Origin of the sequence: Phyllobacterium zundukense (assembly GCF_025452195.1) — a bacterium.
GTDB lineage: Bacteria > Pseudomonadota > Alphaproteobacteria > Rhizobiales > Rhizobiaceae > Phyllobacterium > Phyllobacterium zundukense_A.
Genome location: NZ_CP104969.1, coordinates 244,947 through 262,768, shown reverse-complemented (window position 1 = coordinate 262,768; position 17,822 = coordinate 244,947). Strand labels below are relative to the sequence as shown.

At 57.7% G+C, this 17,822-nt stretch carries 15 protein-coding genes; 10 read left to right on the top strand and 5 right to left on the bottom strand.

Annotated elements, in window-relative coordinates; all coding sequences use genetic code 11:
- Window positions 1-105: 105 nt before the first annotated feature.
- The 4 genes from N8E88_RS01210 to N8E88_RS01195 form a co-directional block, all read right to left on the bottom strand.
- Window positions 106-858, bottom strand: coding sequence for an FCD domain-containing protein (locus tag N8E88_RS01210; protein WP_262290360.1), 753 nt, complete (start codon window positions 856-858; stop codon window positions 106-108).
- 115 nt (window positions 859-973) lie between these two features.
- Window positions 974-2,707 carry an ABC transporter permease gene (locus N8E88_RS01205; protein WP_262290359.1) on the bottom strand — a complete coding sequence of 578 codons (1,734 nt, stop codon included), beginning with the start codon at window positions 2,705-2,707 and terminating at the stop codon, window positions 974-976.
- Window positions 2,708-2,713: 6 nt separating this feature from the next.
- Entirely contained in the window at window positions 2,714-3,760 is a 1,047-nt protein-coding gene (locus tag N8E88_RS01200; RefSeq protein ID WP_262290358.1) for an extracellular solute-binding protein, read from the bottom strand.
- Between the two features lie 14 nt (window positions 3,761-3,774).
- Window positions 3,775-4,842, bottom strand: coding sequence for an ABC transporter ATP-binding protein (locus tag N8E88_RS01195; RefSeq protein ID WP_262290357.1), 1,068 nt, complete (start codon window positions 4,840-4,842; stop codon window positions 3,775-3,777).
- A gap of 226 nt (window positions 4,843-5,068) precedes the next feature.
- On the opposite strand from N8E88_RS01195, the gene N8E88_RS01190 reads away from it, so the two are divergent.
- The 8 genes from N8E88_RS01190 (at window position 5,069) to N8E88_RS01155 (ending at window position 13,129) form a co-directional block, all read left to right on the top strand.
- Window positions 5,069-5,800 carry a FadR/GntR family transcriptional regulator gene (locus N8E88_RS01190; protein WP_114430496.1) on the top strand — a complete coding sequence of 244 codons (732 nt, stop codon included), beginning with the start codon at window positions 5,069-5,071 and terminating at the stop codon, window positions 5,798-5,800.
- Complete coding sequence (locus N8E88_RS01185; protein ID WP_262290356.1) at window positions 5,797-7,377, top strand: ABC transporter substrate-binding protein; 1,581 nt, start codon at window positions 5,797-5,799, stop codon at window positions 7,375-7,377. Before N8E88_RS01190 ends, N8E88_RS01185 begins: the two co-directional genes overlap by 4 nt.
- A gap of 62 nt (window positions 7,378-7,439) precedes the next feature.
- Window positions 7,440-8,399 carry an ABC transporter permease gene (locus N8E88_RS01180; protein ID WP_262290626.1) on the top strand — a complete coding sequence of 320 codons (960 nt, stop codon included), beginning with the start codon at window positions 7,440-7,442 and terminating at the stop codon, window positions 8,397-8,399.
- A gap of 1 nt (window position 8,400) precedes the next feature.
- Entirely contained in the window at window positions 8,401-9,276 is an 876-nt protein-coding gene (locus N8E88_RS01175; protein WP_262290355.1) for an ABC transporter permease, read from the top strand.
- An 18-nt stretch (window positions 9,277-9,294) separates the two neighbouring features.
- Entirely contained in the window at window positions 9,295-10,212 is a 918-nt protein-coding gene (locus N8E88_RS01170) for a dihydrodipicolinate synthase family protein (protein ID WP_262290354.1), read from the top strand.
- 8 nt (window positions 10,213-10,220) lie between these two features.
- On the top strand, window positions 10,221-11,243 hold the full coding sequence (locus N8E88_RS01165; RefSeq protein WP_262290353.1) for an ABC transporter ATP-binding protein: 1,023 nt from the start codon (window positions 10,221-10,223) through the stop codon (window positions 11,241-11,243).
- Window positions 11,240-12,190, top strand: coding sequence for an ABC transporter ATP-binding protein (locus N8E88_RS01160; protein WP_262290352.1), 951 nt, complete (start codon window positions 11,240-11,242; stop codon window positions 12,188-12,190). The genes N8E88_RS01165 and N8E88_RS01160 overlap by 4 nt, the downstream gene beginning before the upstream one ends.
- 9 nt (window positions 12,191-12,199) lie before the next feature.
- The gene (locus tag N8E88_RS01155) at window positions 12,200-13,129 is read left to right on the top strand and encodes a dihydrodipicolinate synthase family protein (RefSeq protein WP_262290351.1); all 930 of its coding nucleotides are present in this window, start codon (window positions 12,200-12,202) and stop codon (window positions 13,127-13,129) included.
- A 16-nt stretch (window positions 13,130-13,145) separates the two neighbouring features.
- Here N8E88_RS01155 and N8E88_RS31435 read toward each other — a convergent pair whose 3' ends face one another.
- The gene (locus N8E88_RS31435; RefSeq protein WP_315975186.1) at window positions 13,146-13,277 is read right to left on the bottom strand and encodes a cysteine rich repeat-containing protein; all 132 of its coding nucleotides are present in this window, start codon (window positions 13,275-13,277) and stop codon (window positions 13,146-13,148) included.
- Window positions 13,278-13,459: 182 nt separating this feature from the next.
- On the opposite strand from N8E88_RS31435, the gene N8E88_RS01145 reads away from it, so the two are divergent.
- Both N8E88_RS01145 and N8E88_RS01140 read left to right on the top strand, forming a co-directional pair.
- Window positions 13,460-14,662, top strand: coding sequence for an efflux RND transporter periplasmic adaptor subunit (locus tag N8E88_RS01145; RefSeq protein WP_262290349.1), 1,203 nt, complete (start codon window positions 13,460-13,462; stop codon window positions 14,660-14,662).
- Window positions 14,659-17,814, top strand: coding sequence for an efflux RND transporter permease subunit (locus N8E88_RS01140; protein WP_262290348.1), 3,156 nt, complete (start codon window positions 14,659-14,661; stop codon window positions 17,812-17,814). The genes N8E88_RS01145 and N8E88_RS01140 overlap by 4 nt, the downstream gene beginning before the upstream one ends.
- Window positions 17,815-17,822: the final 8 nt, after the last annotated feature.

The following is a 17,822-nucleotide window of genomic DNA, read 5'->3' as shown; positions in this document are numbered from 1 at the left end:
TGTCACGTCTGTCTTGAGTAAATTCTCAAATCGACTGTGCTGGGAGGATTGTTAATTGTCAACAGTTTTGTGTTTGCAAAAACGTCGAAGGGTCGTGCTCAGGCTTCAGACTTCGCTGGATTTCTCGTCGGCGGATTTGCGCGATTGTTTTTCGAGCTGATCAACTGGTCCAGGCTGACCAGCCTGACGGGTGCGTACGATGCCATTGAGGATATGGGTGCGCGCGGCAATGAGACTGCGGACAGGGTCGCGCGCTTCGAGCGCATCGACAATGGCACGATGTTCTTCGTTGGAGATGTGGAGCACATCGTGGCTGGAGAGGGCGCGGTAGCGCTGTATATGCAATTCGCGCACAAAGCTCTGATAGATGAGTTCGAGGCGATTGTTTCCGGCCATATGCGTGATCTGCTTATGAAACTCGAGATTGACCGGGTAGTAGATATGCACGTCACCGAGCTCGACAATTTCATCCATGCGCTGCAACAGCGCTCGAAGGATGGCGATCTGGGCGTCAGTCACCCGCTCGGCCAGCATCATGGCCATGCAGCCGAAGACGCCCGCCCGGGCTTCCGAAAGGTCCTGGGCTTCGTCATTGGTAAGCGCCCGTATAAAGAAGCCGCGGTTGGGGATGATCTCGATAAGTCCCATGGCCGCCAACGCGCTGCAGGCCTCGCGGATTGGTCCGCGACTCACGCCCAGGCGCTGGGAAAGACCGTTTTCGTTCACCCGTTCGTTAGGCTTGAGCTCGCCATCGATGATCATCCGCTCGATCTCGGCCTGTACAACGTTCGCGAGCGAACGGGTGCGAAGGAAATCGATCGCGGATAAATTATGCGGGGCGTTCGTTATCTCTGACATGCGCAAGCCATCATGAAGGTTCCAGTATGAGCGGAGCAAGAACCTTACGGATTACTCCTCCAGCCTCGTTTAGCAGCAATTCCAGCGATTGGCGACCCTGCCGAAAGGCAGGGCTCTAGCCTCGCGTATTCATTTGCGAACCGCCAAGTACCGGAACCCGGTTGGCGACGAACACGACGGCGAAAGAAGCGGCAAGGAGAATTATACCGAGAACACAGATCGCTCCGAGATCGCCACTCTCGTTGAGATCGTAGATGATGACCGAGACGAGCTTGGTATTAGCGGTTGTCAGCAGAATTGTTGCGGAGAGTTCGCGGATCGTGCCGACGAAAACGAAGCACCAGGCCGCGACGACACTTGTCCGCAACAACGGAGCTGTGATGTCCCAGAGCGTTCTCAAGCGTGAAGCGCCCACGATACGGCCGGCTTCCTCCAGTTCCGGATGGACACCGGAAAAGGCCGAGGACATCTGTTGATAACCCGCCGGGAGCTCGATTGTCATGAAAGCGATGAGGAGGATCCAGATCGTTCCATAAAGTTGGAATGTCGGATTGGCATAGCTGAGAAACAGGCCAACGCCGAGGACGATACCTGGAATTGCAACCGGAGCCGTAGCAAGCACGCCGAGGAAACCGGAGCCCGGAACCGACCTTCGGGTCACCAGGTAGGACACGATTAATGCAATCGCCGTAACTGCGGTCGCGGTGAGAAAGCCGAGGAGGAACGTGTTGCGAAGTGCGAGCTGCGTCGCTGAGAATTCAAATAGCACGAACCGCCAATGACTCAGTGTCAACGTGCTCAGATTGATCGGATCGCCAACAGTACCGGTGAAAGCCGTCTTCAGGATCGCGAGATAGGGCAGGATGATCGTCAGACTGAGGACACAGAAAACGAAGGCGATGGCTACCCATTTCCACGGGCCGAGCTCGGTAATCCTTGGTGTACCGCTCTTGCCGCCGAGAACGGTGTAACCTTTTCGTCCGAGGATCGACTTCTGCGCGCGCAGAAGGATTACGGTAATGATCAGCAAGGGAAGCGCAGCCGCCGCTGCCAGCCCGAGACGCGGCGGAAATTGAAACAGGCTCCAGATTTTCGTCGTGATCACGTGAAACCCGGCAGGGAGCGCAAGGATCGCCGGGGAGCCAAACATCGTCAGGGCTTGCAGAATGGCAATCAAAGTTCCTGCCAGCATGGCCGGAAGTACCAGCGGAATCGTCACCTTCCGCAATGTCGTCATGGATTTGCCGCCGAGAATTGAAGAAGCATCCTCAAGATCGGATGGAACCTTGTCGAGCGCGTTCGCCACAAGCGTAAAGACATAGGGGAAGGTGAAGCAGGCGATGGCAAAGACGAGGCCACTGAACGTATAGATGTTCACCAGATATTCGGATGCTTCGAGCCCGAAGACACTCCTGTACATAATATTGACAATACCGCTGTTTGGCGCCGCCAATATCTCGTAGGCGATGGCACCAAGGAAAGGTGGCGTGACGAACGACGCTGTCACCAGCATGCGGATTGTCCGTCTGCCGGGTAAGTCCGTCCGCGCAACAAGCCATGCCATCGGCGTTGCGATAAGGCAGGCAAGGACGCCGACGGCCAACGCCATTCCAATCGCAAGGCCGTAAGCGCGAAGAAGGGTCGGGTCGGCGACGAGGGCAATGTAGTTGTCAAAGGTCGCGCCCGCGCCGGTGTCGCTGCGAAAGCTGTAATAGACGAGCCAGAATAATGGCAGGAGAACCAGGACACTCAGGACAAGCGTCAACAGAGCGAAGGTCGGCCATGAAAAATCGATACTGCGGCGCCGACCCTGAACCGGCAAAGCTTGAACCTGAATGTCACTGGTCATGATCAATTATGTCCCGAAATACTTTTCATAGTTGGCTTTGATGGTGGGAATCTCGGGCTCGAGTTTCTCAGGATCCGAATGCAGAATCTTGATCTTCGCCAAAGGCGTGCGATCCGCCTTTTCCTTGACGTCCGGGTGGAATGATCTCAGCCCGCCGAAATCACTGTTGAGCTGCTGCGCATCAAGCGAAAAGAGAAATGCGTAGAACAGTTTGGCAGCATTCGGGTTGGGAGCCTGTTTCAGGACCGCAGCATTGCCGACGGCAAGCGGTGTGCCTTCGTCCGGGTAAACGATCTTGATGGGTTTTCCCTCGTCGATGAGGCGGAAGACATTGTATTCATTGCCATCGACTTCGAGCGCCCGTTCGCCTTGAGCCAACTTCTTCGGAGGCTCGGTCGAAGATTGCACCTGCATTATGTTTTGCTTGCCGAGCTTTTCGAAATAATCCCAGCCAAGAAGCTGGCTCAGCACGAATGTCGAGGTCATTACCGTACCGCTATAGCCCGGGTGCGCTTTGACCATCTTGTCCTTGAAACGGGGATCAAGCAGATCTTCCCACGTTTTCGGAGCGTCGGCATCCTTCATCAGATCCGTACGGTACGCGATGACCGATAGATGCGCGCGGTAGGCGGCGAAGTTACCGTCGGGATCGCGCTCATCGGCCGGCCACTTGTCCGCAACTTCTTGCGGCACCATGGGTTCGAGCCAGCCCTGGCGCTTGAAATATTCGAAATGCACTGCATCGGAAGTCTCGATCACGTCTGCATTATAGATGCCGGTCGAGTATTCCTGGCCGATGCGCTGGAAGACCCGTTCGGATCCGGCGCGTTCTACCTGTACCGCGATGCCCGGGTACTTGGATTTGAAGTGTTCGGCGAGCTTTTCGGCGACCGCGACGTCGGTAGCAGTATAGAATACCACCTTGCCTTCAGCCTTGGCGGCGGCCACGAGTTCCGGGGTAATCTGATAGGGTGCCGGTGCTTCAGCCCAGGCGGCGGTCGAAGCCGCCATTCCCGTAGCCAAGAGTGCGGCAGATAGAGCTTTCTTCCACATGCATAGTTCCTCCCTTATTGTGCGAGCGCCCGGCATTTCTCTGGTGGGAAATGCAGCCATACTTCTTGGCCAACCGGGATCGCAACATTGACTGGCGCGACTGTGCGCACCGTTTCTCCACCAGCGATTGAAACGAGATAGTCCCGGTGCGAACCGAGATAGATTTGCCGGGTGACCGTACCGACAGTGACATTCGTGTCCGCGCTCTTGGGCTTGGCCGATGACAGCTCGATGTCATGGTGCCGAACTGAAACTGCTGTTTTTCCGGAAGCCGCGGTGCTGCCGCTGCCGCATCGGAGCACAAGCCCGCCTTCGCCAACGACGCTATCTTTATCGCCGCGGGTGCCGCTGAGAATATTGGTACCGCCAATGAAGCGGGCGACAAATTCAGTTTCCGGACGTTCGTAGATGTCTTCCGGCGAACCCGCTTGCTCGATACGGCCGTCATTCATGACGACGATCATGTCGGCCGTAGTCATCGCTTCCGCCTGATCATGCGTCACATAAACTGTCGTGTAGCGAAATTCGTCGTGAAGCCGGCGGATCTCAAAGCGCATTTCCTCGCGCAGATTGGCGTCGAGGTTGGAAAGTGGCTCATCAAGCAAAAGGATTTCAGGCTTGATGACCAGTGCTCGCGCCAGCGATACGCGCTGCTGCTGGCCGCCGGAGAGTTCACCCGGATAGCGATTTTCCAATGGAAGCAGCTGCGTGGCTGACAGGATAGTCCGCACGCTTTTGGTCACTTCCGATTGTGGAAGACGCCGCAGCTTCAGGCCATAAGCCACATTCTCGAAGACCGTCATATGCGGCCATAGCGCATAGCTCTGGAAGATCATCGACATGTTGCGCCCCTCGGGCGGAACGGTCGAATGAGCTGAAGATATGGTCTTCCCACCGACTCGTATCTCGCCCGCATTGGCTGGAACGAAGCCTGCAATAAGCCTGAGCGTTGTTGTCTTGCCGCAGCCAGAGGGACCGAGAAGACAGACGAGTTTGCCTTTGTCGACGGATAGATTGACGCCTTTGACAACCGTAAGCGAACCATAGCTCTTGGTCAGGCCGTCTAATTCCAGGAATGCCATTCCACCTCCCGAGTGTTCACGGAACCGACAGGTCGGTTTTCCGCTGATATTGGCTTCATCGAAACGTACGGAGCAAATTGAAGACTGTCAACAGATTACTATTTTCATCTTCTCACATTGAGTTGTTATGGCACCGAAAGAACCGTGGTCATGTCCTGTTGACAGATATCCTACAAGTGGTTATCTAGATGAACCTGCACCACTTCCCGAGATTGGAATCCACATAATGGCGTTCAAATCCCTCAAGCCTCTGCACCGCGCGCCTTTGCTGCATGTGTCCGTGCAAGAAAGCTTGCGGGCTTACATCAACGAAAATGGCCTGGAGGCGGGGGCGCCGATGCCGCCCGAAGGCGAACTGGCCAGTCAGCTCGGCGTCAGCCGGAATTCGTTGCGCGAAGGCATCAAGGCATTGGAGTCGGTTGGTGTTCTGGAGTCGCGACGTGGTGTCGGCGTTTTCGTCAAGGCATTTTCGTTCGAACCGCTGCTCGATAATCTTGCCTATGGCCTAGGCGGGGCGCTGCGACAGATCGAGGAAGTGCTGGAGATTCGCAGGACTCTTGAAGTCGGCCTGATCGCCAAAACGCTGCAGAAAATCACTGACGAAGATATTCAGGAGTTGCGGCAGGTCGTGGCCCGCATGCGCGTCCATGCCGAGCGCAATGAAGCATTTGTCGACGAAGACAGGCTTTTCCATCGGCTGCTTTTCCGCTGCCAGGAAAACGAGACGCTCGTGCGGCTCATCGAGGTGTTCTGGCTCGCGTTCTACAAAGCGTCTGATTTCGTTAATCTGGAGAATACAGATCCTATGGCGACATGGCGTGATCATGAGGCGATCGTCGATGCCGTGGAGGCAAGAAATCTCGAAGACGCCCGCAACCGCCTCGACAGTCACTACGAGGGGATCGCTCGGGTGATTGCACATAACAAGACCAACACATTCAATGGGAGGATACCATGAAACTACGAATGATGGCTTCGGCGCTGGCACTGTCTGCCGCGCTGATCGGAGGCGTAACGTCAGCACCTGTCGCTGCACACGCTGCAACGTTGTCAGGTGGGTTCGATGTGGGGCCGGGAGGGTTCCAGGGCAACTTCAACCCGCTTGCGGCCACAGCGGGATTTACCTGGCTCAGTGTCTATTTCGAGCCGCTCGTCACCTATGACGAGAAACTGCAAAAGGTCATTGGAGTGCTGGCGGACAGCTACGAAGTCAGCGCAGACCAACTGACATATACGTTCAAGCTTGCGGACGCGAAATGGCACGACGGCAAGCCCCTCACCTCCAAGGACGCGAAGTTCACCATGGGTCTGGCCATGGATGCGAAATCGGGATCGGTGCTTGCTGCCAGATTGAAAGCAGTCTCGTCGGTCGAAGCTCCGGACGATCATACCTTGGTCGTCAAGCTGAGTGCCCCAAGCGCGAGCACTCTCGACACGATGACCAAGGTAATGATGCTGCCAGAACATGCATTGTCATCGATACCGGCAGATCAACTCGCCAAGAATGCCTGGTGGTCTACCTCGCCCATCGGGACAGGCCCTTTCAAGTTCACCAAATACGTCACCGATCAATATGTGGAACTTGCCGCCAACACCGACTATCGCGGCGGCAAACCCGCACTTGAGCGGGTGATCAATCGATACTTCGCCAATCCGGCAGCCGCGATCGCTGCCCTTCGCGCCGGTGAAATCCAGTTTACCTATGTCGACTCCAATGATGTGTCGACATTCAAGGGCGATGAAGCTTTCAAGGTCATCGAAGGTGACAGCTTCGTCGTCAACTACCTTGGGTTCAATCATGAGTCACCGATCTGGAAAGATCCGCGCGTTCGCAAGGCGGTGATGTATGCCATCAATCGCGATGCCATCATCAAGAGCCTTTATGCGGGTGCTGCCAAGCCGGCAAATTGTGCCTATGTCGCGGACCAGCTGGTCCCCCAGGGTATTGACCCTTACGCCTACGATCCGGAAAAGGCGAAGCAACTTCTGGATGAAGCCGGATGGTCGCAGATCAATGGCGATAAGCCGATAACCCTTCTGACCTACTACACCACGCCTCTCGCGACAAACGTGCTCGCTGCCGTGCAAGCCATGCTTTCGCAGGTGGGAATCAATGTCGTGCCGCGCGCCGTCGATACACCGACGTATAACAGCATCGTCCTAAACCCGAAGCCGGATGTCGCGCAGTTCCAGCTGGTCTATGCCGGTCTTCAGAACGGACCTGACGCGGGTAGTATCAATGTTGGTCTCAATGAAAAGCAGATCCCGCCAGCAGGCCCCAATGTGGTGCGTGCACGTATGCCGGAACTCAACAAGGCGCTGGATACCGCTCTGGCAGAGCCCGATGCCTCCAAGCGCACCAGCCGTTATCAGGATGTCTGCAAGGTCATGAATTCCGACCTGCCATGGGCAACCCTCTGGGTGGCGAACCGCTACGGGGTTGTGTCGTCAAAGGTCAAGGATTTCATCTGGACACCGGCGCCGGGTGGCGGTCCCTATCAGGCTCATCCGGAAAAATGGTCACTCGGCGAATAATCGCCCGCGCCTGATCGTGGTTCGAGGGGTGGCGCTGGCCACCCCGGCAAAACGGAATGAAAATGCTTCAATACAGCCTTCGACGTCTGCTGATAGGAGTAGGCATGCTCCTCGCCTTGAGCGTGCTGATCTTTTTGCTGTTGCGTCTCACCCCCGGTGATCCGATCGATGCGTATATCGATCCGCATATCCCGATGTCGCCAGAGCAGCTTGCCGACCTGCGCAGCCAGCTTGGGCTCGACAGACCCTTGCCGGTTCAATATCTGGCATGGCTGCAACAGGCCGTCTCGGGGAACCTCGGCTTTTCGATCAAGCGGCAGGATCAGCCGGTGCTGGATCTGGTGTTGTCGCGTATCGGTCCTACGGTTCTACTGATGGGATCGGCATTGGTTATCGCGATTATCGCGGGGATCGTCACCGGTGTTATCAGCGCGGTGCGGCGGAACTCGCCGGTGGACCTATCATTCTCGGTACTTGCACTTGTCGGCATTTCGAGCCCGGCATTTCTGAGCGCTTTGATAGGCCTCTATGTATTCGCCGTTCGTCTGGGATGGGCTCCATCAGGCGGCATGCTGACACCGGGGTCGGAATTTTCCATCGGAGACCTGCTCCACCATCTGATCTTGCCCGCGGCGCTTCTTTCAATCGCCCAAGCTGCCCTGATCATGCGCTACATGCGCTCGTCACTGCTTGAAGTTCTCAATCAGGACTATGTGCGTACAGCGCGGGCGAAGGGCGTCAAGGAATTCTGGGTCATCGCCAAGCATGCCTTGCGCAATGCCTTGCTGCCTGTGGTGACGGTCATCGGCTCGACAATCGGTCTCGCGATCGGCGGCGCGATTTTCATCGAGAGTGTGTTCAATTGGCCGGGCATGGGTCTCTTGCTGGTGAATGCCGTCGAGACGCGTGATTATCCGGTCATCATGGGCGCGACATTGATCATCGGCGCCTGCGTAATTGTGGTGAACCTTTTGACGGACATCACCTATGCGGTCATCGATCCGCGCATCAAGGTCGGTTGAGATGCTTGCACGTACCCCCTCTCACAGTCCAGGTCCGATGGCGCGTGCACTACACCGCTTCGGCCACAACAAGGCCGCGCTGTTCGGCGTTTGCATCGTCGTGCCGATGCTCGCGATGATCCTGTCCTATCCTTTGTGGTGGACATTCAAGCCGAATGACATCGATCTGCTTGCCATGAACAGCGGGCCGACGGCTAACCATTGGTTCGGAACCGATGGCGTTGGCCGCGATGTTTTTGTGCGTGTTCTGGAGGGCGGGCGCATTTCCCTGCTGGTCGCTGTAGCCTCGACAATCATCTCGGCGATCATCGGGTTTCTGGTGGGTGCGATATCGGCGCTTGCCGGTCGCTGGGCCGATGCTGTCACCATGCGCTTCGTCGATCTGGTCATGACCCTGCCGCCCGTCATCTTCCTGCTGGTGCTGGCATCGATCGCTGGCACGGGCATCTGGCCGACGGTGCTCGTCATCTCGCTGCTGTCATGGCCACTCCTGTCCCGCATGATCCGCTCGAGGCTGCTTGAACTGAGGGAGCGGGACTTCGTCCTGGCGTCGCGCGGCATGGGAGCAGGGCTCGGACATCTGCTGTTCCGGCATGGCTTGCCGAACTCCATCGATATCCTTGTCGTCTATGCCACGCTGCAGATTGCCAATGCGATCCTTCTTGAGGCCGGACTGTCATTCCTCGGCCTCGGTATTGCGCCGCCCGCCGCCAGCTGGGGCAACATGCTCAACGCAGCGCGCTCGACGGCGGTTCTCGAACAATTCCCCTGGCAATGGCTGTTCCCCGGTGGAGCGCTGGTCCTTGCCGTCCTTGCAATCAACTTTATTGGCGACGGTCTAAGGGATGCCTTCGATCCTCGCGCCGAACTGAACTGACAAAGAAAGAAAGCGAAAATGACCAAATTTCATGGGGTTGTTCCTCCCGTCGTAACACCTCTCAATCCGGATTTCACGGTAGACTACCCGTCCTACACGCGCGTGCTCGAACATTTGCTAGGCGCGGGCTGCCACGGCGTATTCGTGCTCGGATCGACCAGCGAAGTGGTGTTCCACAACGAAAAAACCAGGCAGGAAATTCTCGAACACTCGGTCAAGGTCGTCAATGGCCGCGTGCCGGTCATTGCCGGCGTTCTCGACGCGACAACCGACAGCGTCATCGGCCACGCCAAGGTCGCAAAGGCAGCGGGTGCAGCCGCCGTCGTCGTGACAGCACCCTACTACACAGTCACCAGCCAGCCCGAGATCATCGACCATTTCCGCTATATCAAGGATGCCGTCGACGTTCCGCTCGTCGCCTACGATATTCCCGTCTGCGTCCACGCCAAGCTGGCCCGATCGACAGTGACTACCCTGGCCAAGGAAGGCACCATTATCGGCCTCAAGGATTCAAGTGGCGATGACGGCAATTTCCGTTACGCCTTGCTGGATCTCGCCGAGCACAAGGATATCTTCCTGATGACCGGTTCCGAGATTGTCGTCGACAATGCGCTGTCGATGGGCGCGCATGGTGTGGTCCCTGGGCTCGCCAATGTGGATCCTCACGGTTACGTCCGTCTGTGGGATGCGGCCCAGCGCGGCGATTGGGCTGCAGCGCGCAAGGAGCAGGAACGGCTCTGCCGCCTGTTCGAGATCGTCTGGGTGGCCCAAAGCCGCGTCAGCGGCGGCGCGTCCGGCGTGGGTGGTTTCAAGACCGCCATGCGCAGTCTTGGCATCATTGATACGAACGTCATGCCGAGGCCGCGACAGGCACTCGATGCTGCAGAATCCGCCAGGATTGACGCGATCCTGCGCTCGACCGGGCTACTCGGCTGAGAGCGGATATGGACGAGCGCATCGATCCCATTCTCGACATTCGCGGGCTGCGGACGATCTTCCGCACCCGCGGGGGCGAGATTACCGCAGTCGATGGTATCGACCTGTCGGTCGCTCCCGGCGAAACCGTTGCGCTTGTCGGCGAATCCGGTTCCGGCAAATCCGTGACCAGCCTGTCGGTCATGGGCCTGTTGACCCGCAATGTCGGGGCGATTGCCGCCGGGAGTATCCACTTCAGGAGCAAGGATGGCGCTGTCCGTGACCTCGTCACGCTTGATGACGAACAGATGCGGAGAATCCGCGGTGACGACATCGGCATGGTGTTCCAGGAGCCGATGTCCAGTCTCAATCCGGTGTTCACGGTGGGTGACCAGATAGCCGAGCCGATCCGCATTCATCGCAATGCTGACCGGAAATCAGCGATGAATTCGGCGGTCGGGCTTCTCGATCAGGTAGGCATCCCCGATGGGAGACGCCGGGCAGGACAGTATCCGCACGAGCTTTCGGGCGGCATGCGGCAGCGCGCGACGATCGCCATGGCGCTTGCCTGCGATCCGACATTGCTGATTGCCGACGAACCGACGACGGCGCTCGACGTGACCATCCAGGCGCAAATACTCGATCTTCTGATCAAGCTGCAGCGTGAGCGCGGCATGGGCATGCTTTTCGTCACCCACAACCTCGGTGTGGTGGCCGAGATCGCCCATCGCGTCGCGGTCATGTATGCCGGGCGCATCGTGGAGGAGGGGCCCGTCGGCGAAGTGTTTCGCAACCCGCGCCATCCCTATACGCTTGGACTTCTGGCGTCGATGCCCCGGCTTGGTGAAGCAACACGCATGAAGCAGGCCGGCGACAAGCTGGCGGCTATTCCGGGTGTTGTCCCCAGTCTTGCCGACATGCCGGATGGATGCGCATTTTCGCCGCGCTGCAGCTATGCAATCGGTGCCTGCAGGGCGGCGGTGCCTCTGCTCGCCGAGGTGAATGCGATGCATCGTAGCCGCTGTATACGATGGCAGGAGGTGGGCCGATGAGCGCGTTCCTGACCGTCCGCGATCTGAGCAAACACTATGTTTCCCGGGGCACGAAACTCAATATTCTGGAGGGCATCTCCTTCGACATTGCCAAGGGGGAAGTGGTTGGACTGGTCGGTGAATCCGGCAGCGGCAAGACGACGATCGGCCGTTCGGTCCTGCGCTTGGTCGAGCCTTCTTCGGGCAGCGTAGAATTCGATGGCACCGAACTGACCACACTTTCGGCCGCGCAGATGCGGCGGACGCGACCCCGTATGCAGTATATATTCCAGGATCCGTTTGCCAGCTTGTCGCCGCGCATGACTATTGGCGAGATTTTGACCGAAGGCCTGAAGATCCAGGGCATAGGCACCCGCAAGGAACGCATGGACCGGGCACGAAACGCCCTCCTGCAGGTCGATCTTCCTGCCGAAGCCGTCAACCGCTATGCGCATGAGTTTTCTGGTGGGCAGCGTCAGCGCATCGGTATCGCGCGCGCGTTGACGCTTGCACCGGAATTCATTGTCGCCGACGAGCCTGTTTCTGCGCTGGATGTGTCGATCCAGGCGCAGGTGATCAATCTCCTGCGCGATCTGCAGCAACGGCTCGGCTTGACCATGCTGTTCATCTCGCATGATCTCGCGGTCGTCGAATATATCTGCGACCGGGTCATCGTGCTCTATCTTGGCCGGATCATGGAGATTGCATCAAGCGCTGATCTTTATGCGCGACCGCAACACCCCTATACGCGCGCTTTGCTTTCCGCGATCCCTTCTCCGGATCCCGATGCGCCCCGCAACCGGCAAATCCTGAAGGGTGATATTCCAAGCCCCGCCAATCCGCCGAGCGGCTGTGTATTCCGGACCCGTTGCCCGGTGGCGCTGGAGGCCTGCGCGCATACGGTACCGGAATTGCGCGAAGTTTCGCCCGGCCAATTCAAGGCCTGCATCCGTGATGATTTGAACTAGGAGCGCAATGTGAAATCAGGAGAACACGCGATCAGGGGCAATTGGGCCAGTTTGCTCCTGCCCATCGAGGCAGACGACAGCATCGAGTTCAACAAACTCGGCGCTGAAATCGATATCCTGATCGATGCGAATGTCGATGGCATCTACTCCAATGGCACCGCAGGCGAATTCCACAACCAGACGGAAGAAGAGTTCGATCGCATTCAGCTGATGCTGGCCGAGCGCTGCCAGAAAGCCGGCATGCCCTTCATCATCGGTGCCTGCCAGCCTGACCCAACGATCATGCTGAATCGTGTACGACGCGCAGCTTCACTGGATCCCGTTGCCATTCAGGTCATCTTGCCGGATTGGTGGCCGCTGGCGGACGAAGAGGCAATCGACTATCTCAACAGGGCATCCGGGATTGCCAATGGCATTCCGATTATCCTCTACAACCCTCCACACGCAAAACGAGTTCTTGCGCCAAAGGAACTCGGTACGATATTGGCTGAAACCCCGGGCGTGATTGGCGTGAAGCTGGCCGATGGCGATTCAAACTGGTACGTCGAGGCACGCGACCATCTGAGCGGCGTCTCGCTTTTTGTGCCGGGGCATCACCTCGCGACCGGCATCAGGGAAGGGGTGGCAGCAGGTGCATTTTCCAACGTCGCTTGTCTTAGTCCACGCGGCGCGCAGCGTTGGACCGACCTTATGCAAACCGACATCGACGCTGCCATTGAAACCGAACAGCGGATCTGCAAATTCATGGATGAGCACATCGTGCCATTCCGGCAGAAGTCCGGCTATTCAAATGCTGCGCTGGATAAATTGCTTTGCGCCATCGACAATTGGGGGCCTGTGGGCACGCGCTTGCGTTTCCCCTATCGCTGGATCAGCGAAGACGAGGCCGAACGCCTGCGCGCTGTCGCGAAACAGGAACTAGGCGACATCATGATTTGAGGAGCGGACGGTCCGCCTATTTCGGAGCGTGCGACTGGACGACTTTTTTGCACTCGGGTGTGAGCTTGTCCAATTGCTTGGCCAGGCACTCGATAACCCGCCCGCCACCTGGGATAACGCCGGAGCAGTATTTCTGAAAGTCCGCCATGCATGCGGCACGTTCGGCGGCAGTCTGCGCCATGGCCGGGCTGCAAAACATCCCAATTCCAATGACAGTCAAAATCATCCGCATCACAACCCCCTACAATTTTTTATGGAGAGCTATCTCTCAGATACGGAATAACGTAGCATCGATCATGCGTTTTCTGCAAAGGCCAATCGGGGGATATAATGGCCGGAATAAGTGGATTGCACACACGGCAATTTGAACGCTCTTTCGGCGCTCGCCGGAGGGCAGGCTTTGCCTGCATCACATTATTTGGTCTGGCATTGGCTGGCTGTAGTCAAGAGAACACTTACCTTCCGCCACCACCGCCCAAGGTCGATGTGGCGCTTCCGGCAAAACAGAACGTCACGCCCTATCTCGAGGCGACCGGTAGTACTGCAGCAGTTAACCAGACTGCGCTGGTTGCACGGGTACAGGGCTTTATCGAGGAAATCGAGTACAATGACGGGGATGCGGTAAAAGCCGGTACGGTACTTTTCGTCATCGAGCCCGAATCCTACCAGCTAGCATTAAACCAGGCGAATGCTGCAAAGGCATCAGCCGACGCGTCTGTAAAGCTGTCGCAGGCGGAATACGAACGTCAGGCAGCGCTCGTGGCCAAAACCTTCGCTACACAGCAGGATCTGCAAAAGGCGGAGGCGCAACGTGAAGCCGACCTGGCCATTCAGCAACAGGCGGCATCCAATGTCCAGCAGGCCCAGCTCAATCTCAGTTATACGCAGGTGAAAGCGCCGTTCGAGGGTGTCGCTACTGCGCGGCTGGTGTCGATAGGCGAACTCGTCATCGCGTCCACCACGGCGCTCGCGACGATTGTCCAGCTCAATCCCATCTACGTCAATTTCAACGTCAGTGAGAAGGACGTGCTGCGCATCCGTGCTGATATGGTGAAACGCGGGATGACCGCGCAGGATTTGAAAAAGGTGCGTGCCGAAGTCGGTACGCAAAGCGAAACCGGTTTCCCGCATGTGGGAACGCTTGACTACGTCGCACCCACTATAACCGCGTCGACCGGCATGCTGGCCGTCCGTGCTGTCCTGCCCAATGCCGATCGGCAATTGCTGCCCGGTTACTTCGTCCGCGTCCGCGTTCCCTTGTTCGAAGAGCCTGGGATGCTGCTGGTGCCGGATCGTGCCATTGGCAGCGATCAGAGCGGGCGCTATGTCCTCGTTGCCGGCAAGGATGATATCGTCGAGCAGCGCAAGGTCGAGATCGGTCAATTGGTGGGCGAATTGCGGGTGGTGACCACCGGCGTCAAGCCAGACGATCGCATTGTCGTCTCGGGCCTGCTCTCGGCCATACCCGGTCAAAAGATTGAGCCACAGTTGAAGGATCTTGGCGCCGTTGCGGCGAATGGCGCAGCGCAATGATCTCGAAGTTCTTCATAGAGCGGCCCGTACTGGCCAATGTGATCGCCATCCTCATGGTCGTCATCGGCTTTGTTTCCCTGTATTCGCTGCCGGTCGCGCAATATCCGAATGTCGTGCCGCCAACCGTACAAGTCACGACCCGCTATCCCGGAGCCAGCGCCCGCACGCTGATCGATACGGTCGCATTGCCGATCGAGCAGCAGGTGAACGGCGTCGAAGACATGCTCTACATGCAGTCTTACGCGGCTTCCGATGGCAGCTATGCGCTCACGGTCACATTCGCTATCGGCACCGATCTCGACGCGGCACAGGTGCTGGTACAAAACCGTGTCTCTGCCGCCCTGGCCTCGCTGCCGCAATCGGTGCAGGTGCAGGGCGTCAATGTCCAGAAGAAGTCGACATCAATCCTCGAGATCGTCACGTTGACTTCGCCGGACAACAGCCACGACAGTCTCTACCTCAGCAATTATGCAACGATCGCTTTGAAAGATGAAATCGCCCGGATACCCGGCGTTGGCAATGTTACGGTATTCGGGGCGGGCCAATATTCGATGCGTATCTGGCTCGATCCGGACAAGATGCAGGCACGCGGCCTGACGGCGCAGGACGTCATCCAGTCGCTGCAGCAGCAGAGCGAACAGGTGACCGCCGGTCAGGTGGGCATGCCGCCTGCGCCGGAAAACCAATCCTTCCAGTATACGATCAACGTCGAGAGTCGCCTCAATGATCCCGAAGCGTTTGGTGCGGTCATCGTCAAGACCGACGCCAATGGCGGCATGACAAGAGTGCGGGATATCGGCCGCGTTGAGCTCGGTGCGCAGACCTATAGTCAGGTGTTCCGGCTCGATGGGTCGGATTCCGCGGGCCTCGCGATTTTCCTGTCTCCGGGTGCCAATGCGCTTGATGTGGCCAAGAGCGTGAGCGCCAAGATGAAGACGCTTGCTGCCGGATTTCCGCAGGGCGTGGCCTATTCCATTCCATTCGACACGACGACCTTCGTCAGTCAGGCAATCGGCGAGGTCTACAAGACCTTGTTTGAAGCGGCGCTTCTGGTGCTGATTGTCATTCTCGTCTTCCTGCAGGACTGGCGCGCCATGCTGGTACCCGCGACGACTGTGCCGGTGACCATCATCGGCGCTTTCGCAGCGATGGCTGCCATGGGATTTTCCGTCAACCTCTCGACCTTGTTCGCCATCGTGCTGGCAATCGGCATCGTCGTCGACGACGCAATCGTCGTGGTCGAAAGCGCCTCGCACAATATGGAGCGCGGCATGTCCGGCCATGACGCGGCCATTAGCGCCATGGATATGCTATTCGGACCGATCGTCGGCATCACGCTGGTTCTCATGGCTGTGTTTCTGCCCGCTGCATTTCTGCCAGGCATCACCGGCCAGATATTTTCGCAGTTTGCTCTCGTAATTGCAGCCACTGCGTTCATCAGCGCCATCAACGCCGCCACATTGAAGCCGACCCAGTGCGCGATGTGGTTGCGGCCACCGGTGCCGCCGGAAAGGCGCAATTTCTTTTATCGTGGCTTCAATGCGGTCTACCAGCGCCTGGAAAACGGTTATGTACGTGTGATCGGTTCGATGGTTGCGCGCAGTAACCTCATGGCGGTAATAGCTCTCGCCATCATCGCCGCCGCCGGTTATGGCATGTCGCGTGCGCCAACTGGCTTCCTGCCTATCGAGGATCAGGGTTATCTGCTGGCAGCGGTGCAACTGCCGGATGGCGCTGCCCTAGGCCGTACGGAAAAGTCATTGGAGGAACTGGGGCGCGTCGCGAAGGAAACGCCGGGCGTCTCCCAGGTCATCACGATTGCCGGCATCTCCGCGCTCGACAATAATTCAGCGCTCGCCAATGCGGGTCTTGCCTACATCATGCTCGATGACTGGAGCAAGCGCGGACCTGGCGAGGACCTGGCTTCCCTCTACAAAACACTCAACGCGAAACTCAAAGGCGTCGGCGAGGGCAGGGTTCTCGTTCTGCCGCCACCGCCGATCCAGGGTATCGGCAATGCCGGCGGGTTCACCATGCAGACGGAACTGCGCGACGGCAGTTTCGATCTCGCCAAGCTGCAGAGCCTGACTAATACGATAGTGAAAGCGGCTGAATCCCAATCCGGCATTCAAAGCATCAATGCACCTTTTCAGGCGAATGCGCCGCAATACACGGTGGAGATCAATCGCGAGAAGGTTGAGTCCCTCCAGCTGACGACCGATCTGGTTTTCGACGCCCTCGCAAGCTATCTTGGCTCTAGCTATGTCGCTCAATTCAACAAATTCGGCCGGGTGTTCCAGATCTATGTCCAGGGGGATGCACAATTCCGCCTGACGCCGGACAGCATCAACAGCCTGACCGTGCGTAACAATAATGGCGACATGATCTCGCTCGGAACGGTGTTGACCATCATACCGAGCGTCGGACCCTCTTTGATCAGTCTCTATAATCTCTATCCTTCGGCCTCGATCGTCGGCGTACCAGCGGCGACATTTTCGTCGGGCGAGGCGATGAACCTTATGGAAGAGATCGCGGCGGCCACTCTGCCGAATGGCACGAGCTACGAATGGACGGCGCTGTCGTATCAGGAGAAGCTGGTCGGCAACCAGATGATCCTGGTCTTTGCCCTTGCGCTGTTGCTGGTCTATCTGGTTCTGGCCGGACAATATGAAAGCTGGATCGCTCCGGTATCGGTGCTGCTTGCTGCGCCGTTGTCCTTGATCGGTCCCGTTTCCATTTTTCTGGGTCTGCACGTCGCGATCAATCTCTACGTGCAGATCGGCCTTATTCTGCTCCTTGCGCTTTCTGCCAAGAATGCCATTCTCATCGTCGAAATGGCGCGTGAGCTGCGTGCCTCCGGGCAATCGATCATCGATTCCGCAACGGGCGCGGCCCGGGCTCGTTTCCGGCCGATCCTGATGACTTCGTTTGCCTTCATCCTCGGCGTTGCCCCGCTGGTATTTGCGACAGGGGCAGGCGCGAGCGCCCGCAAGTCTATAGGCATCACTGTTTTCAGTGGCATGATCGCCTCGACCTGTCTTGCTGTCCTCTTCGTTCCTTCTTTCTTCGTCGTCATGCAACGCTTTGAAGAGTGGCGTGCCACGCGCAAGCGTCCGGCCGAGGCAAAGGCCGTGGACACCTCAGTGAACTGATGCGAAAC